This window comes from Alloalcanivorax gelatiniphagus, from assembly GCF_005938655.1.
GTDB lineage: Bacteria > Pseudomonadota > Gammaproteobacteria > Pseudomonadales > Alcanivoracaceae > Alloalcanivorax > Alloalcanivorax gelatiniphagus.
The window spans coordinates 21,619-36,669 of record NZ_VCQT01000015.1; the positions used below are offsets into that span (position 1 = coordinate 21,619).

General features: G+C 65.8%; 15 protein-coding genes. 10 read left to right on the forward strand and 5 right to left on the reverse strand.

The features are described 5' to 3' along the window. Positions 1-13: 13 nt before the first annotated feature. From FGS76_RS03220 to FGS76_RS03235, 4 genes are all read left to right on the forward strand, one after another. Positions 14-1,165 (forward strand): acyl-CoA dehydrogenase family protein, encoded by a 1,152-nt coding sequence (locus FGS76_RS03220; protein ID WP_138771190.1) that lies wholly within the window; start codon positions 14-16, stop codon positions 1,163-1,165. A gap of 155 nt (positions 1,166-1,320) precedes the next feature. Beyond that, entirely contained in the window at positions 1,321-2,352 is a 1,032-nt protein-coding gene (locus FGS76_RS03225) for an NADP-dependent oxidoreductase (RefSeq protein WP_138771191.1), read from the forward strand. 9 nt (positions 2,353-2,361) lie between these two features. Continuing rightward, complete coding sequence (locus tag FGS76_RS03230) at positions 2,362-3,810, forward strand: MDR family MFS transporter (RefSeq protein WP_138771192.1); 1,449 nt, start codon at positions 2,362-2,364, stop codon at positions 3,808-3,810. After that, on the forward strand, positions 3,810-4,730 hold the full coding sequence (locus FGS76_RS03235) for a ketopantoate reductase family protein (RefSeq protein ID WP_138771193.1): 921 nt from the start codon (positions 3,810-3,812) through the stop codon (positions 4,728-4,730). The genes FGS76_RS03230 and FGS76_RS03235 overlap by 1 nt, the downstream gene beginning before the upstream one ends. Before the next feature lie 366 nt (positions 4,731-5,096). Here the strand turns inward: FGS76_RS03235 and FGS76_RS03240 are convergent, their stop codons facing one another. After that, complete coding sequence (locus tag FGS76_RS03240) at positions 5,097-5,852, reverse strand: class II aldolase/adducin family protein (protein ID WP_138771194.1); 756 nt, start codon at positions 5,850-5,852, stop codon at positions 5,097-5,099. A gap of 149 nt (positions 5,853-6,001) precedes the next feature. Continuing rightward, entirely contained in the window at positions 6,002-6,967 is a 966-nt protein-coding gene (locus FGS76_RS03245) for a zinc-binding dehydrogenase (protein ID WP_138771195.1), read from the reverse strand. A 176-nt stretch (positions 6,968-7,143) separates the two neighbouring features. Here FGS76_RS03245 and FGS76_RS03250 point away from each other — a divergent pair, with 176 nt between their 5' ends. Beyond that, complete coding sequence (locus FGS76_RS03250; protein ID WP_240692393.1) at positions 7,144-8,100, forward strand: MBL fold metallo-hydrolase; 957 nt, start codon at positions 7,144-7,146, stop codon at positions 8,098-8,100. Between the two features lie 312 nt (positions 8,101-8,412). On the opposite strand, the gene FGS76_RS03255 is transcribed toward FGS76_RS03250, so the two are convergent. After that, on the reverse strand, positions 8,413-9,564 hold the full coding sequence (locus FGS76_RS03255) for an acyl-CoA dehydrogenase family protein (protein ID WP_138771197.1): 1,152 nt from the start codon (positions 9,562-9,564) through the stop codon (positions 8,413-8,415). A 323-nt stretch (positions 9,565-9,887) separates the two neighbouring features. Here FGS76_RS03255 and FGS76_RS03260 point away from each other — a divergent pair, with 323 nt between their 5' ends. After that, positions 9,888-11,093, forward strand: coding sequence for a 3-oxoadipyl-CoA thiolase (locus tag FGS76_RS03260; protein ID WP_138771198.1), 1,206 nt, complete (start codon positions 9,888-9,890; stop codon positions 11,091-11,093). Between the two features lie 70 nt (positions 11,094-11,163). Here the strand turns inward: FGS76_RS03260 and FGS76_RS03265 are convergent, their stop codons facing one another. Continuing rightward, positions 11,164-11,580, reverse strand: a complete 417-nt coding sequence (locus tag FGS76_RS03265) for a GntR family transcriptional regulator (RefSeq protein WP_138771199.1) — start codon at positions 11,578-11,580, stop codon at positions 11,164-11,166. Further along, positions 11,567-11,851, reverse strand: coding sequence for a hypothetical protein (locus FGS76_RS03270; RefSeq protein ID WP_138771200.1), 285 nt, complete (start codon positions 11,849-11,851; stop codon positions 11,567-11,569). The genes FGS76_RS03265 and FGS76_RS03270 overlap by 14 nt, the downstream gene beginning before the upstream one ends. Positions 11,852-11,983: 132 nt before the next feature. Between FGS76_RS03270 and FGS76_RS03275 the strand changes: the two genes are divergently transcribed. From FGS76_RS03275 to cysZ, 4 genes are all read left to right on the forward strand, one after another. Beyond that, positions 11,984-12,784, forward strand: coding sequence for an AraC family transcriptional regulator (locus FGS76_RS03275; protein ID WP_138771201.1), 801 nt, complete (start codon positions 11,984-11,986; stop codon positions 12,782-12,784). Positions 12,785-12,855: 71 nt separating this feature from the next. Beyond that, positions 12,856-13,311, forward strand: a complete 456-nt coding sequence (locus FGS76_RS03280; protein ID WP_138771208.1) for a MarR family winged helix-turn-helix transcriptional regulator — start codon at positions 12,856-12,858, stop codon at positions 13,309-13,311. Between the two features lie 367 nt (positions 13,312-13,678). Next, complete coding sequence (locus FGS76_RS03285; protein ID WP_138771202.1) at positions 13,679-14,107, forward strand: organic hydroperoxide resistance protein; 429 nt, start codon at positions 13,679-13,681, stop codon at positions 14,105-14,107. 119 nt (positions 14,108-14,226) lie between these two features. Beyond that, positions 14,227-15,003, forward strand: coding sequence for a sulfate transporter CysZ (cysZ, locus tag FGS76_RS03290; protein ID WP_138771203.1), 777 nt, complete (start codon positions 14,227-14,229; stop codon positions 15,001-15,003). Positions 15,004-15,051 lie beyond the last annotated feature (48 nt).

Here is a 15,051-nt window from a genome sequence, read left to right on the forward strand (position 1 = left end):
GGAGTCGACGAACATGGATTTCAAACTTAGCGACGAGCAGCGCATGCTCGAAGAGACCGTGGGTCGTCTGGTCCGTGACACCTATACCTTCGACGCGCGCAACAAGATTCTCGAGTCCGAGCAGGGCTTCAGCACCGACATGTGGAACCAGTTCGCCGAGCTCGGCCTGCTGGGCGTGCCGTTCTCCGAGGAAGCCGGTGGCTTCAACGGCGGCGGCCCGGAGCTGATGGTGGTGGCCGAGGGCTTCGGCCGTGGTCTGGTGGTGGAACCCTACCTGGCCACCGTGGTGCTGTCCGGCACCCTGATCGACAAGCTGGGCAACGACGCCCAGAAAGAGCAATGGGTGAGCGCCATCATCGGCGGCGAAACCCGTTTCGCCCTGGCCGCCTACGAGCCGCGGGGTCGCTATGACCACACCGTGGTCGAGACCAGCGCCAAGAAAGACGGCGACGGCTATGTGATCAACGGCGAAAAAGCCGTGGTTCTGCACGGCGACAGCGCCGACCAGCTGGTGGTGATCGCCCGCACCGGCGGCGACAGCGACGCCCGCGACGGCCTCAGTGCCTTTATCGTCGACGCCAACGCCGACGGCGTGAGCCGCAAGGGTTACGCCACCATCGACGGCCTGCACGCCGCCGAGATCACCCTGAGCAACGTCAAGGTCGGCGCCGACGCGCTGCTGGGCGAGGAAGGCAAGGCCATCGACGCTCTGGAAGCGAGCCTGGACCTGGCCCTGATCACCCTGTGCGCGGAAGCCGCCGGCGCCATGGAAGTGGCCTGCGACCAGACCCTGGACTACATCAAGGAACGCCAGCAGTTCGGCGTGCCGATCGGCAAATTCCAGGCCCTGCAGCACCGCATGGTGGAAATGCGCATGGAGCTGGAAAAAGTACGTTCCATCACCATGCTGGCGGCCTGCAGCCTGGACGCCCCGGCGGACCTGCGCAAGAAACGCATCTCCGCGGCCAAGGCCCAGGTCGGCAAGTCCGGCCGCAAGGTGGCCGAGGAAGCGATCCAGCTGTTCGGCGGCATGGGCATGATGGAAGAAACCGCGGTTTCCCATTACGCCAAGCGCATCGTGATGATCGACCACTGGTTCGGCGACCGGGAATACCATCTGGGTATTCTGGAAACGCTGATCGACGTGGACGACCACGCGGCGTAACCGGAAAGGGCGGCCCGCGGGCCGCCCTTTTTGGTTGAAAGTTCCCCGTAGGAGCGACTTCAGTCGCGATTGCCACGGCGATCAACCGCTTGATCGTGACTGAAGTCGCTCCTACGGGGCGCCATATCAAAAATAATTTTCCGGGAGAGTTCGCAATGACCGTTAACCGCCAGATCATTCTCGCCAAACGTCCGGTCGGCATGCCCGACGACAGCAACCTGAAACTGCAGGATGGCACCGTTCCCGAGGTGGGCGAAGGTCAGGTACTGGTACGCACCATCTATCTGTCCCTGGACCCCTACATGCGCGGCCGCATGAGCGCCGCCAAATCCTACTCCGCCAGCGTGGAAGAAGGCGCCGTGATGGAAGGCGCCACCGTGGGCCAGGTGGTGGAATCGCGCAGCGGCGATTTCAAGCAGGGCGACTATGTACTGTGCCCGGGTGGCTGGCAGGAATACTCCGTCAACAACCCGAAAATGATGCGCAAACTCGACCCGGCCCAGGCGCCGATCAGCACCGCCGTGGGCGTGCTCGGCATGCCCGGCTTCACCGCCTATGTGGGCCTGGATGAAATCGGCAAGCCGCAGAAAGGCGAAACCGTGGTGGTGTCCGCCGCCGCCGGTGCGGTGGGTCAGGTGGTCGGTCAGATCGCCAAGATTCAGGGCTGCCGCGTGGTCGGCGTGGCCGGCGCCGAGGACAAGTGCAAGCACGTGGTAGAAGCCTATGGCTTCGATGCCTGCGTGAACTACAAGGACGCGGACTTCCGCGACCAGCTCAAGCAAGCCTGCCCCAACGGCATCGACGTCTACTTCGAGAACGTGGGCGGCGAGACCTTCGACGCGGTGATGGAGCTGGTCAACGACTTCGCCCGTATTCCGGTGTGCGGCCGTATCGCCCACTACAACGACACCGAGCAGCCCCAGGGCCCGGACCGTCTGCCCGGCTTCATGGGCAAGGTGCTGGTCAAGCGTCTGCTGCTCAAGGGCTTTATCCAGTTCGATTACGCCCACCGTGGCCCGGACTTCCAGCGCGACATGGGCGCCTGGATCCGCGACGGCAAGGTCAAGTACCAGGAAGACCTGGTGGACGGCCTGGAAAACGCGGTCAGCGCCTTCCAGGGTCTGTTGCAGGGCAAAAACCGGGGCAAGCTGCTGATTCGCGTCAGCGACGACCCGACCCTGAAGTAAGGGTCCTCCATGTCCGACAATCCGGCCGTGGCGCTCCTGTTCGAGCGCCATGGGCCACGCTATCGATGGTTCGCCACCGTCACGGTGATGCTCGGCACCCTGTCCGTGGTGCTCGCCGCCACCATCATCAATGTGGCGGTGCCATCGATCATGGCCCAATACGCTCTGGCCCAGGATCAGGTGCACTGGCTCGCCACCGGTTTTCTGGCGGCGATGACCGTGGGCATGCTGCTCAATGCCTGGGCGGTGGCCCGTTTCGGGTCGCGCCAGGCGTTCCTGCTGGCCATGGGCATTTTCATCGTTGCCTCCCTGGTGGGCGGGTTCGCCGACAGCTTCACCGTGCTGGTGCTGGCGCGGGTGGTGCAGGGGGTGATGGCCGGCATGATCCAGCCGCTGGCCATGATCACCATTTTCCAGGTGTTCCCGTTGCACAAGCGGGGCCAGGCCATGGGCATCTATGGCATGGGCGTGATCCTGGGCCCGGCCATCGCGCCGGCCCTGGGCGGCGTGCTGGTGGACGCCTGGTCCTGGCGCGCCACCTTCTTCGTGGTGTTGCCGGCCTGTGCCCTGGCCATGGCCCTGGGCCGTGCCTTTCTGCCCAACCACCGGGAAGCGCAGGCGCCACGGCTGGACTGGGCCGGCCTGGCCCTGCTCAGCCTGGGCCTCACCGCCACTTTGTGGGCGATGGCGTCCGGCCTGCGGCGTGGCTGGCTGGAGCCCTGGCTGTTGAGCGCCTTGATCGGTGGTCCGCTACTGTTGATCGCCTTCGTGGCCTGGCAACGGCGCGCCCGGCATCCGCTGTTTGATCTGCGGGTGTTCGCCACCCCCGGATTCGGCGGCGGCTTCCTGCTGTCCATGGCCATCGGCGCCGGCGTGTTCGCCTCCACCTACCTGTTCCCGCTGTACTTCCAGCAGGTGTCCGGGTTCAGCGCCTCGGCCTCCGGGCTGATGCTGATGCCCGCCGGCCTGGCGATGGCGTTTATCTTCCCGTTCGTGGGCTACCTTACCGACCGCATGCCGCTCACCGGTCTGGTGGCCGCCGGCCTGCTGTTCTTTATCGCCAGCATGGTTCTGATGCGCGCCGCCGACCCGACCACCGCCGGTGTCTGGCTGGTGACCTGGGCGGTGCTGGCGCGGCTGGCCATGGGCCTGATGATGCCGCCGGTGACCACCGGCAGCCTGATGATGTTGCCGCCGGCGCTGATTTCCCAGGGCTCCGGCATCATCAACTTCGGCCGCCAGATCGGTGGCGCCCTGGGCATCAACCTGTGCGCCATCTGCGTACAATTCTTTTCCGACCGGTACTGGCAGGCTTACCCGGAGGCCGGGCACCCCCGCGCCTTTGAAGTGGGCTTCGACGATGCCTATCTGATGCTCTTCATTGTCTTTGTTCTTGGTTTCCTTCCCCTGCGCGCCCTGCGCCGGGGGGAGCGACGTATGCACGCGGAGAAATCCTGATGACCGATTCACAACCCCACGCTTTGATTATCGGCGCCGGCGCCATCGGCAGTTTTTACGGTGCCATCCTCAAGCGCGCCGGTTGCACCGTGAGCGTCGTGGTGCGCTCCGAGTACGACGCCGTCAAGGAAAACGGCTTCCAATTCGAAAGCCCCCTGGGGGATATCTCCTGGGCCCCGGATTACCTCTACAAGGACGGCGACAAGCCGGACGCGGTTCCGGATTATGTGATTCTCGCCACCAAGGTGCTGCCCGACAGCGACCGGGTCGCTCTGGTCAAACCCTGGGTGGGCGAGGGCACCCGCATCGTGTTGATCCAGAATGGCCTGGATATCGAACGGGAACTGGCGGACGCCTACCCGAACAACCCGGTGATCAGCTGCCTGGCGTTCGTGGCGGTGAGCCGCCAGGGCCCGGGCCGCATCAAGCACAACGCCTACGGCCGCCTGGTGATGGGCCGTTTCCCCCAGGGCGCCGACGCCCACTGCGAGGCATTGCGGGACCTGTTCGTGGCCGGCGGCATCGACATCAAACTGGCCGACGATGTGGTCCGCGAGCGCTGGCTCAAGTGCGTCTGGAACACGCCGTTCAACCCGCTCTCTGTGCTCGCCAACGGCGCCGACACCCTGACCATGCTGGATGCGCCCGGTGGCGAGAAACTGGTGCGTGAACTGATGGATGAGGTGATGGCCACCGCCGCCGCCGACGGCTATCCGTTGCCCCCGCAGCTGCCGGACAGCAACATCGAAGGCACCCGCAAAATGCCGGCTTACAAGAACAGCATGGCGCTGGATTATCTGAATGGCCGCGCCATCGAACTGGACGCCATTCTCGGCAACGTGGTCGCCATCGCCCAGAAGCACGGGGTGGCCGTACCGCGTTTGGAAACCATGCTGGCGGCGCTGCGCATGCGCGCCTGAGGTAGGGCGGGGGTCGCGGCTGAAGTCGCTCCTGCGGGGGGCTTTTGGGGTCGCGACTGAAGTCGCTCCTACTGGGGCTGTGGGGTCGCGACTGAAGTCGCTCCTACGGGAGCTTGTGGGATCGCGGCTGAAGTCGCTCCTGCGGGGGTTTTCGGGCGCGGTTGAAGCCGCTCCTACGGGAGCTTGTGGGATCGCGACTGAAGTCGCTCCTACGGGGCCTTTGGGGGTCGCGGCTGAAACCGCTCCTGCGGGGGCTTGTGGGATCGCGACTGAAGTCGCTCCTACGAGGCCTTTGGGGGGCGCGGTTGAAGCCGCTCCTACGGGGATCTTGTAGGAGCGACTTCAGTCGCGATCAACGGCCTCGGATCAGGTCGCGTAATCGCTACCAATCCGCTCCAGCTTGCGCAGCAGCGCCGGCCAGGTCAGCTTGCTGGCCATGCCCAGCTGCTGGGATTGCTCGGCGGTGGTGTCCAGAGCCTGCTGGGACGGCAGGTAGGGTTCGCCCTGGCCCAGCGTGCGTACCTGGATCTCGGCGGCCTTCATCAGGAAATACATGTAGGTGAAGGCTTCGCCCACGTTGCGGCCCACGCTCAGGGTGCCGTGGTTGCGCAGCAGCATCATGTTCTTGTCGCCCAGATCCCGGATCAGCCGTTCGCGCTCGTCCAGGTTCAGGGCCACGCCCTCATAATCGTGGAAGCTCAGGTGCTGCAGGCACAGCATGGCGGTCTGGCTGAGCGGCAGCAGGCCGTCCTTGTGGGCGCTCACCGCCACCCCGTCCGGGGCGTGCAGGTGCAGCACCGCGCCGGCTTCCTCACGGGCCATGTGCACGGCGCTGTGGATGGTGAAGCCGGCCGGGTTGACCCGGTTGGTGGCGCCCGGGTCGACGATCTCGCCGTCCCGATCCACCTTCACCAGGGACGACGCGGTGATTTCGTCGAACAACATGCCGTAGGGGTTGATCAGGAAATGGTGCTCCGGCCCGGGCACGCGGGCGGACAGATGGGTGAACACCAGGTCCTCCCAATCGTACAGCGCCACCAGGCGGTAGGCGGCGGCCAGGTCCTTACGAACCTCCCACTCTTCCTGACTCATGGTGCTCTGGCGAGCGGTTGCTTCGGTCATTGCGGCACCTCGTTTGTTGTGAAATAGTGTTTCATTAATATAACAACAGTATTGAAGTTATGGGAAATCCGGCCACAAGCCCCAGGCGACAAGCCGCCAGCAGAGGGAGATCCCTGACCTGCTTGCAGCCTGCGGCTTGTCGCTTGCGGCTAGTCGTTCACCAGCACCCGTTTGCCGCTGAACGCGTCTTCCGCCATGTGCTTGTGCGCCGCTTGCGCGTCGCTGAACGGGAAGCTTTTCAGGGGCAGGGGTTTGAGACGGCCGTTGGCGAACAGCGGCGCCAGCCGGTCGTTGAAGATCTCGGCGATGGCGATGCGTTTTTCCAGCGGCTGGCTGCGCATGGTCATGGCCATCATGGTCGGCCGGCGGGCGATCAGCGCGCGCAGGTTCAGCTCGGTGGTGGCGCCGCCCAGGGCGCTGAGCATCACCAGCTTGCCCTCGATGCGCAGACCTTTCAGCAGGTTCTTCCAGTCCGGGCCCACCATATCCAGGATCACCGCCACGCCCTCGCCGGTGATCTCCAGCAGCCGGTCGGGCAGGTTGTCGTCTTCCAGCACGGCTTCCAGCAGGCCCATCTCCCGGGCACTGGCCAGATTGTCCAGGTCACGGCTGGTGCCGATGGGGCGCGCGCCCAGGACGTTGGCCAGCTGGGTGGCGGCCAGGCCCACGCCGGCGGTGGCCGGGCGGATCAGGCACCATTGGCCCGGTTGCAGGCCGCCTTCCAGAAACAGCCCCCGGTAGGCGGTAAGAAACGCCTCGGGGATGGTAGCGCCGGTGGCGAAGTCCAGTTCGTCGGGCAGCGTCAGGGTCTCCCGTTCGTGGACCACCAGTTGCTCGGAATAGGCGGCGCTGGGGATCAGCCCCATCACCCGGTCGCCCACTTGCCGGCCCATGACGCCGTCACCCACCGCGTCGATGACGCCGGCGTATTCCAGCCCCGGCACGCTGTTGTCGAAGCCCGGCGGCGCCGGGTAAAGGCCCTGGGTCTGCATGATGTCGGCGCGGTTCACGCCCACCGCGCGCACCGCCACGCGGACCTGGCCGGTGCCGGGTTCAAGTGCCTCGCGTTGTTCCAGTTTCAGAGTGTGGTCGTCTTGAATGCGCCACGCTTGCATGGTGTTTCTCCCAGCCAAACCGGGCGGCGATGCCGCCCTGGTCAAGTTCATGTTGTCGCGCGCGCCGGGATCGCCGGGCGCGCGCCCAGAAAGAGTGTCCCGGTATGAGCTCAGCGCTTCAATATCCTTTCACCGAGCCACCCGCGGCCGGCCACCGTGTTCAAGTGGCGCCCGGCGTGTATTGGTTGCACTTCCCGCTGCCGTTCTCCCTCGACCACATCAACCTGTGGCTGCTCGAGGATGGCGACGGCTGGACCCTGGTGGACACCGGCTTCGGCTCCCGCGCCACCCGGGATCTGTGGCGCGCCGCCTTCGACAGCGCCCTGGACGGGCGCCCGATCCGGCGCATCCTGGTGACCCATTACCACCCGGATCACATCGGCCAGGCCGCCTGGCTGGCCACTCACTTCCAGGCCCCGGTCTGGATGACCCGGGGTGAGTGGGCGCTTACCCAGCGCCTGCAGGCCGCCAGCGACCAGGAGGTGGCGGACGGCTTCCGTGGCCTGTTTGGCCGTCACGGCCTGGGCGAGGCGGAGCTGGCCACCCTGGCCGGTCGCGGCAACGGCTACCGCAAGGTAATGCCGGAGCTGCCGCCGACGCCGGTGATCATCGCCGAAGGCGACACCGTGACCATCAACGGCGACACCTGGCGGGTGCACATCGGCCGGGGCCACGCCCCGGAACATGCCTGCCTGTACCGGGAGCGGGACCATCTGCTGATCAGCGGTGACCAGGTGTTGCCCACCATCTCCAGCAACCTCACCGTGCGCGCCAACCTGCCGGACGAGGACCCGGTCACCGAGTTCGTCGATTCCCTGCGCGCCCTGCGTGCGGCGCTGCCGGCGGACACCCTGGTATTACCGGCCCACGGCCTGCCGTTCCGTGGCCTGCACCAGCGCATCGACGACCTTTGCGCCCACCACGACGAGCAGCTCGATGCCGCCCAGGCGGCCTGCGACCAACGGCCGCTCACCGCCTTTGATCTGTTGCCGGTGCTGTTCAAGCGCGAGCTGGACAGCCACCAGCTGATGTTCGCCATGGGCGAGAGCATCGCCCACCTCAACTGCCTGCACGCCCTCGGCCGGGTACGGCGCGAAGAGCGCGATGGATGCCTCTATCACATCGCGGTCTAGCATACCGGTCGGTATGGCCGGGGCATTGTATAAATTGGCTGGGAGGAGGGGGAGGTCAGTTGAAAGTTGAAAGTTGAAAGTTGAAACGCGCGGGAGGGTAAGGGAAGCCGCGAGGCGGGGTGCCCGCGTGGGGAAGCGGGCCGCAAGCTTCGAGGCGCAAGCTACAAGCCGCGCGCAGCGCTCGTCGGCCGAAGGCCGCGGGAAAGCCCCCGCGGCCACGACCTTTCAACTTGTAACTTTGAACTTTGAACTGGCCGTCGCCGGCACGGCGCCGCAGCCACAAACCGCGCGCTTGCAGCTTGCAGCTCGGTGCTACCGCGCGTCGCGGACCATGCCTCGGGCGATCACGATCTGCTGGATCTGGGTGGTGCCTTCGTAGATCCGGAACAGACGCACGTCACGGTAGAAGCGTTCCACCGCGTATTCGGCCATGTAGCCGGCGCCACCGTGGATCTGCACCGCCCGGTCGGCCACCCGGCCCACCATTTCCGCGCAGAACAGCTTGCAGCAGGAGGCGTCGAGGCTGACGTTCTTGCCGGCGTCCTTGCTGCGCGCCGCTTCCAGTACCATGGAACGGCCGGCGAAGGCTTCGGCGCGGGAGTCGGCCAGCATCGCCTGGATCAGCTGATGGTCGGCCAGGGGCTGACCGAACTGCTTGCGTTCCATGGCGTATTTCAGCGCGTCCTCGATCAGTCGCTCGGCCACGCCCACGCACACCGCGGAGATGTGCAGGCGGCCCCGGTCGAGCACCTTCATGGCGGTCTTGAAGCCCTGGCCTTCCTTGCCGCCGATGATGTTCTCGGCGGGCACCCGGCAGTTGTCGAAGGTGATGTCGCAGACGTGGGCGCCTTTCTGGCCCATCTTCACGTCCGGCTTGCCACGGATCAGGCCGGGGGTATCGCCTTCCACGATAAAGGCGGTGATGCCGCCGGCGCCCTTGTTGTCCGGGTCGGTGCGCGCCATCACCGTGTACAGGCCGGCTTCCGGGCCATTGGTGATGTAGCGCTTGGTGCCGTTCAGCACATAGTGGTCGCCGTCCTTGTCCGCCCGGGTTTTCAGGCTGGCGGCGTCGGAGCCCACGTCGGGCTCGGTGAGGCAGAACGAGCCGATCACTTCGCCGGTGGCGAGCTTGGGCACGTACTTGCGCTTCTGTTCCTCGGTGCCGTCGATCAGGATGCCCTGGGCGCCGATGCCGTTATTGGTGCCGAACAGGGAGCGGAACGCCGGCGAGGTATGGCCGATCTCGAAGGCCACCAGGGCTTCCTCTTCCATGGTCAGGCCGAGACCGCCGTACTCTTCCGGAATGGACAGGCCGAACAGGCCCATTTCCTTCATTTCGTTGGCGATGTCTTCGGGGATAGCATCGTTTTCCGCCACGGTCTGCTCCGCCGGAATCAGGCGGTCGCGCACGAAACGGCCGATGGTGTCGACGAGTTGGTTGAGCACTTCCTGGTCGCGAATCATGGGGTTCTTCTGTCTTATTGGTTAATCTGGAGGCTGGCTGGTCCGGAGGCATGACCGGTGGGTCGCCGGCGGCTTGCATCGCACTCTGTCACGACCTATTCTTGCCGTCAAGTTTCGGAATGATGTTCCGCTATGCGGACTGATGTGCGAACTAACAGCGCCTGGCGGCGCAGTTGAAAGTTGAAAGTTAAAAGTTGAAAGCGCGGTTGGAGCTTCGGGCCCACGGGCCGCTCTTCGCCGCGCATCCGGTCGCCGGCATAAAGGCACGCAGTCGTGCCGCCCTTTTAACTTTCAACTTTTAACTTTTAACTCAGGATTTTTCCATGCTCGACGCCTACATCTATGACGGCCTGCGCACTCCCTTTGGTCGCCATGCCGGCGCGCTTGCGCCGGTGCGCCCCGACGATCTGCTGGCCGGGGTGATCCGCGCCCTGATCGCCCGTAATCCGTTCGCCCCGGAAGACTTCGAGGACCTGGTGGCCGGCAACACCAACCAGGCCGGTGAAGACGCCCGCAACCTGGCCCGCCACGCCGGCCTGCTGGCCGGCCTGCCGGAATCGGTGGCCGGTCTCACCGTCAACCGTCTGTGCGGCAGCGGCCTGGCCGCCACCCTGGACGCGGCGCGCATGGTCACCGTGGACGAAGGCCAGCTGGTGATCGCCGCTGGCGCTGAGTCCATGAGCCGCGCGCCCTTCGTCATGGCCAAGGCGGAATCGCCCTACAGCCGCAACATGCCCATGTACGACAGCACCATCGGCGCTCGTTTCCCCAACCCGGCCATCGAGAAGCAGTTCGGTGCCGACACCATGCCCCAGACCGCCCAGAACGTGGCCGCCGAACTGGGCATCAGCCGCGAGCAGGCGGACGCCTACGCCGCCCAGTCCCAGCGCCGCTATGAAGCGGCCCGCGCCGATGGCTTTTTCCAGGGCGAAATCCAGCCGGTGGAAGTGCCCCAGGGCCGTAAGAAACCGCCGCTGTCCGTGTCCGAGGACGAGCACCCGCGCCCGGGCACCGATGTGGAAAAGCTGTCCAAGCTGCCGGCCATCGTCGAAGGCGGTGTGATCACCGCCGGTAACGCCTCCGGCGTTAACGACGGCGCCGGCGCCCTGATCATCGGCTCCCGCGCCGCCGGCGAAAAAGCCGGCATCGCCCCGCGCGCCCGCATCATCGCCGGCGGCGTGGCCGGCGTGCCGCCGCGCATCATGGGCCTGGGCCCGGTGGGTGCCTGCCGCAAGGTGCTGGACCGCGCCGGCCTGACCCTGGCCGACATGGACGTAATCGAAATCAACGAGGCGTTCGCCGCCCAGGTGCTGGGCTGCTGCAAACAGCTCGGCCTGGAAGGCGACGATGAGCGCCTCAACCCCAACGGCGGCGCCATCGCCGTGGGTCACCCGCTGGGTGCCTCCGGCACCCGCCTGGCGCTCACCGCCCTGCGTCAGCTCGAGCGCATCGACGGCCGCTACGCCCTGGTAAGCCTGTGCATCGGCGTGGGGCAGGGCGTTGCCATGCTGATCGAGCGCCTGCGCTAAGCCGCCGCCGGAGGGATGATCGCGACTGAAGTCGCTCCTACATTGACCGCATCCCACTGTAGGAGCGACTTCAGTCGCGATCCACTCCATGGCCATCAAGGAACGCCCGCGCCAGGGCGTCCGCTTCCCCTGCACTGGCCACGATCCGCAGCGGCACCTTGAACAGGCCCGCCAGGGCGGCGCTCTGTGTTCGCATCATCAGGCGCCGGGTGGTATCCGGCTCCACTCCCACCATGCCCCGGCAGCGGCGCGCCAACGCGTCCCGGTTGCGCTTCATCCATAGGGTGCGCCGTTTACGGTCCTCATGGGCTTCCCGGTGTTCGCCCTGGAGGGCGGCCACCACCATCACGAACGGGGCCGGTTGCCCGATCAACGCCTCCATCTCCGCCTCCCAGCGCGCCGCGTAACCCTCCGGCAGCCCCTCGGGCATCAATCGCACCAGGGGAAAGTCGGCCACATCGTGCACCTGAAAGTCATTCGGATTCATGGTCCGCCTCCCGGTCGCCGTGGGCGGCCTTCAGCCAGGCCCGCAGGGCCGGGTCCCGGACTTCGAGAAACTCGAACAGTCCCAGGGCACGCAGCGCTGGCAGCAGCTCGCTCAAGTGCCGTTCCGCCCGCTGCCGCTGGTCGATTTCCGTTTCCGGGTCCAGCCACAGGCGGGCATTTGCCAGGAAGGCGCCCACGGACCCCTTGCGGATCACCGTGCCGTCTATTTCCAGGCTGTTCTGTTGATCGGGAAGAATATCGTTGGCTCGCATCGTCGTTTCCTTCAGTCGTGTCAGTTGGGGCCGGGAACCGGGGTGCGATCCAGACTAGTCCCGAGCGCTTGACTGAAATACCATATAAATGCCATTCAATATCGGAAATGCGCCAACATGAGCTGGACACAGATGTCCCCGACCGGGGGCAGCGGCACTTTCCCGGCCGTCCAGGGCCCTCTGCTGGCCCGCATCTGGGACAAATCCCAGGCCAGCCGGGAGGCCCGCGCCGCCGGCGTGCATCAACACCGGGAAGGGCAGCTCTGCGGCGCCACGGAGGGGCTGTTGACCGTGCACACCGGAGACACCCGGTGGGCGGTCCCCGCTCTGCACGCCATCTGGATTCCGCCAGGCCAGGAGCACGGCATCGATCCCCACGGGCAGTTCGACGGCTGGGCCATGCTGATCAACGAAGCGCTGTGCCAGGGGTTGCCGGCGGAACCCTGTATCCTGCGCGTGTCCGGCCTGCTTATGGAGGCGGTGAAACGGGTGGCCGGTTGGGATGAACGGACCTGGACGCCGGACCGGGACCCGCTGGTGGCGGTGATCGCCGCTGAAATTCGTGCTCTACCGGATGCGCCCCTGGGGTTGGTCATGCCCCGGGACCCGAGGCTGGCGCGCATCGCCCACGCCTTGCTGCGCGACCCGGCGGACCGGCGCGGCCAGGCCGAATGGGCAGACTGGGCCGGCCTGTCGCCGCGCACCCTGTCACGGCGTTTTCCCCAGGAAACCGGGTTGGGATTTCAGGCCTGGCGCCAACGCGCCCGTCTGCTGCGCGCCCTGGAACACCTGGCGGCGGGTCTGCCGGTGACCACCGTGGCCCTGGAGTGCGGCTACCAGACCACCAGCGCTTTCATCGAGGCGTTCGGCCAGGTCTTCGGTATGACGCCGGGCCGCTGGCGGGGGCAGGGCGGTTTGGCGGGGCAAGGTTGAAGCCGTTCCCGCGATGCGCCTGCCGGGGTTTTGCTTGCTATTAAATAGCACGCTATGTAATCATGCTCGCCATGACTGACGACACCGACAACCCGGACTCCCTGCTGCGGCTCGACCTGCAGCTCTGCTTCGCGCTGTATTCCACCCAGCTGGCCATGACCAAGGTCTACCGCAAGCTGCTGCGCGAGCTGGACCTGACCTACCCGCAATATCTGGTGATGATGGTGCTGTGGGAGCGCGACGGCCAGTCGGTGTCCGGCATTGGCGAGCGCCTGTTTCTGGATTCCGCCACCCTGACGCCGTTGCTGAAACGGCTGGAGAGCGCCGGCCTGCTGCAACGCCGGCGGGCCGCCGAGGATGAGCGGCGGGTGGAGGTGCATCTTACCGACGCCGGCCGGGCCCTGCGCCAGCGGGCGGAGGCGGTGCCGGAGGCGGTGGCCTGTGCCAGCCACTGCGATCCGGACGAATTGCGCGCCCTGAAAGCACAGTTGGAAGATCTGCGCGACAGCCTTACCGGGAGGTCCTGAGCGGCTGGCGGGCTGAGCGTCGCTGCGGTGGATCGCGACTGAAGTCGCTCCTACAGCGGGGTCTGGCAAAGTCGGTCCCGCCACGGGCCCCGGCGAGGCCGATCCGGCGGTGGGGTCGGGCAAGGTCGACCCACGGCTAGGTCCGGGAAGGTCGATCCGACGGCTGGGTCCGGCGAGGCCGATCCCACTGCAGGGCCGGGCAAGGTCGTCCCACGGCGTGGCCTGGCAAGGTCGGTCACACGGCGTGGCCTGGCGAGTGTAGGTGTAGGAGCGACTTCAGTCGCGATCCGCCCTAGGGCGGCAAACCACAAACAATTAAATAGCACACGATTATATCGTGCAAAATCAACCAAGCGGAGAAAGACTCATGAGCACCGAAAAAACCCTGTATCAAGCCGAAGCCCGTGTCACCGGTGGCCGCGACGGCCGGGTCACCAGCAGCGACAAACAGCTGGATCTGCAACTGACCATCCCCAAGGCCCTGGGTGGCCCCGGCGGCGATGGCACCAACCCGGAACAGCTGTTCGCCGCCGGCTATTCCGCCTGCTTCCTCAGCGCCCTGAAGCTGGTGGCCAGCCAGGCCAAGGTGAAGCTGTCCGATGAAACCCACATCAGCGCCAAGGTGGCGATCCTCCAGGACGGTGAGGCTTTCAGTTTGGCGGTGACCCTGGCGGTGACGCTGCCCGGTCTGGAAGAGGACGACGCCAAGGCGCTGGTGGATAAGGCCCATCAGGTGTGCCCGTACTCCAACGCCACCCGTGGCAACATTCCGGTGGATCTGGAAGTTTACGTCTGATCCGGTGTCCGGGACCCGCGTCTTCGCGGGGAGGGGGATCGGGCACTGGCCTCGGCGTGCGGCGATGCTAGAATCGGCCCGCATTCCCTGAAAACCGTATCCGCCGAAACGAGGTCGCCGTGTCCCAGATCACCCGCGCGTTGGACTATCTCAAGCAAGGCCTGACTCTGGCCCGCAGCCCCGGGCTGCGGCCCTATGTGATCGTGCCGATGGTGTTCAACGTGCTGGTGTTCGGCGGCCTCTATTACCTGTCCGGCCAGTGGATCGCCGGCTGGATCGCCGACGCCACCGCCGGCTGGAACTTCGACGGCAACCTCAGCTTCCTTAACGGCGCCATCAGTTTTCTGGTCGGTGCCGCGGTGGTGCTGGTGTGGATTCTGTTGCTGGGGTTGCTGGCCAGCGTGTTCACCCTGGGGGTGCAACTGCTGGCCGCGCCCTTCATGGGCTTTCTGTCGGAAAAGGTGGATGTGCGCATCAGTGGCCGGCCGATGCCGGAGGAGTCCATCGGCGCCATGACGGTGCGGGTATTCAAGCGCGAGTTGCGCAAGACCTGGTACTGGCTGTGGCGGGCGGTGCTGATTCTGCTGGTGGTGCTGGTGATCTACTTCATCCCGGTGGTCAATGTGCTGGCGTCGGCGGTGTGGTTTCTGTGGTCCGGCTGGTTGCTGGGTATGCAGTATATTGACTACGCCGCCGACAACCGCCAGGTGCCGTTCACGGTGATGCTGGAACGTCTCAAGACCAAGCGCTGGCTGGTGCTCACCTTCGGCTCGGTGATCCTGGGCCTGACCATGCTGCCGCTGGTCAACCTGGTGATCATGCCGGTGGCGGTGATTGCCGGCACTCTGGTGTGGGTGCACGAGCTGGCGGATGAACCGGTGCCGCGACGGGACTAAGCATCGCGGCGTTCATCATTTGGGATTTCTTTGCCTGTTCCTTGTTTT

Coding starts and splice junctions, on each gene's coding strand:
- FGS76_RS03265 (WP_138771199.1), bottom strand. CDS start 11,580: ATGAATCCGAATGACTTTCAGGTGCACGATGTGGCCGACTTTCCCCTG.
- FGS76_RS03240 (WP_138771194.1), bottom strand. CDS start 5,852: ATGACCGAAGCAACCGCTCGCCAGAGCACCATGAGTCAGGAAGAGTGG.
- FGS76_RS03235 (WP_138771193.1), top strand. CDS start 3,810: ATGACCGATTCACAACCCCACGCTTTGATTATCGGCGCCGGCGCCATC.
- FGS76_RS03245 (WP_138771195.1), bottom strand. CDS start 6,967: ATGCAAGCGTGGCGCATTCAAGACGACCACACTCTGAAACTGGAACAA.
- FGS76_RS03285 (WP_138771202.1), top strand. CDS start 13,679: ATGAGCACCGAAAAAACCCTGTATCAAGCCGAAGCCCGTGTCACCGGT.
- FGS76_RS03280 (WP_138771208.1), top strand. CDS start 12,856: ATGACTGACGACACCGACAACCCGGACTCCCTGCTGCGGCTCGACCTG.
- FGS76_RS03225 (WP_138771191.1), top strand. CDS start 1,321: ATGACCGTTAACCGCCAGATCATTCTCGCCAAACGTCCGGTCGGCATG.
- FGS76_RS03220 (WP_138771190.1), top strand. CDS start 14: ATGGATTTCAAACTTAGCGACGAGCAGCGCATGCTCGAAGAGACCGTG.
- FGS76_RS03255 (WP_138771197.1), bottom strand. CDS start 9,564: ATGATTCGCGACCAGGAAGTGCTCAACCAACTCGTCGACACCATCGGC.
- FGS76_RS03275 (WP_138771201.1), top strand. CDS start 11,984: ATGTCCCCGACCGGGGGCAGCGGCACTTTCCCGGCCGTCCAGGGCCCT.
- FGS76_RS03270 (WP_138771200.1), bottom strand. CDS start 11,851: ATGCGAGCCAACGATATTCTTCCCGATCAACAGAACAGCCTGGAAATA.
- FGS76_RS03260 (WP_138771198.1), top strand. CDS start 9,888: ATGCTCGACGCCTACATCTATGACGGCCTGCGCACTCCCTTTGGTCGC.
- FGS76_RS03230 (WP_138771192.1), top strand. CDS start 2,362: ATGTCCGACAATCCGGCCGTGGCGCTCCTGTTCGAGCGCCATGGGCCA.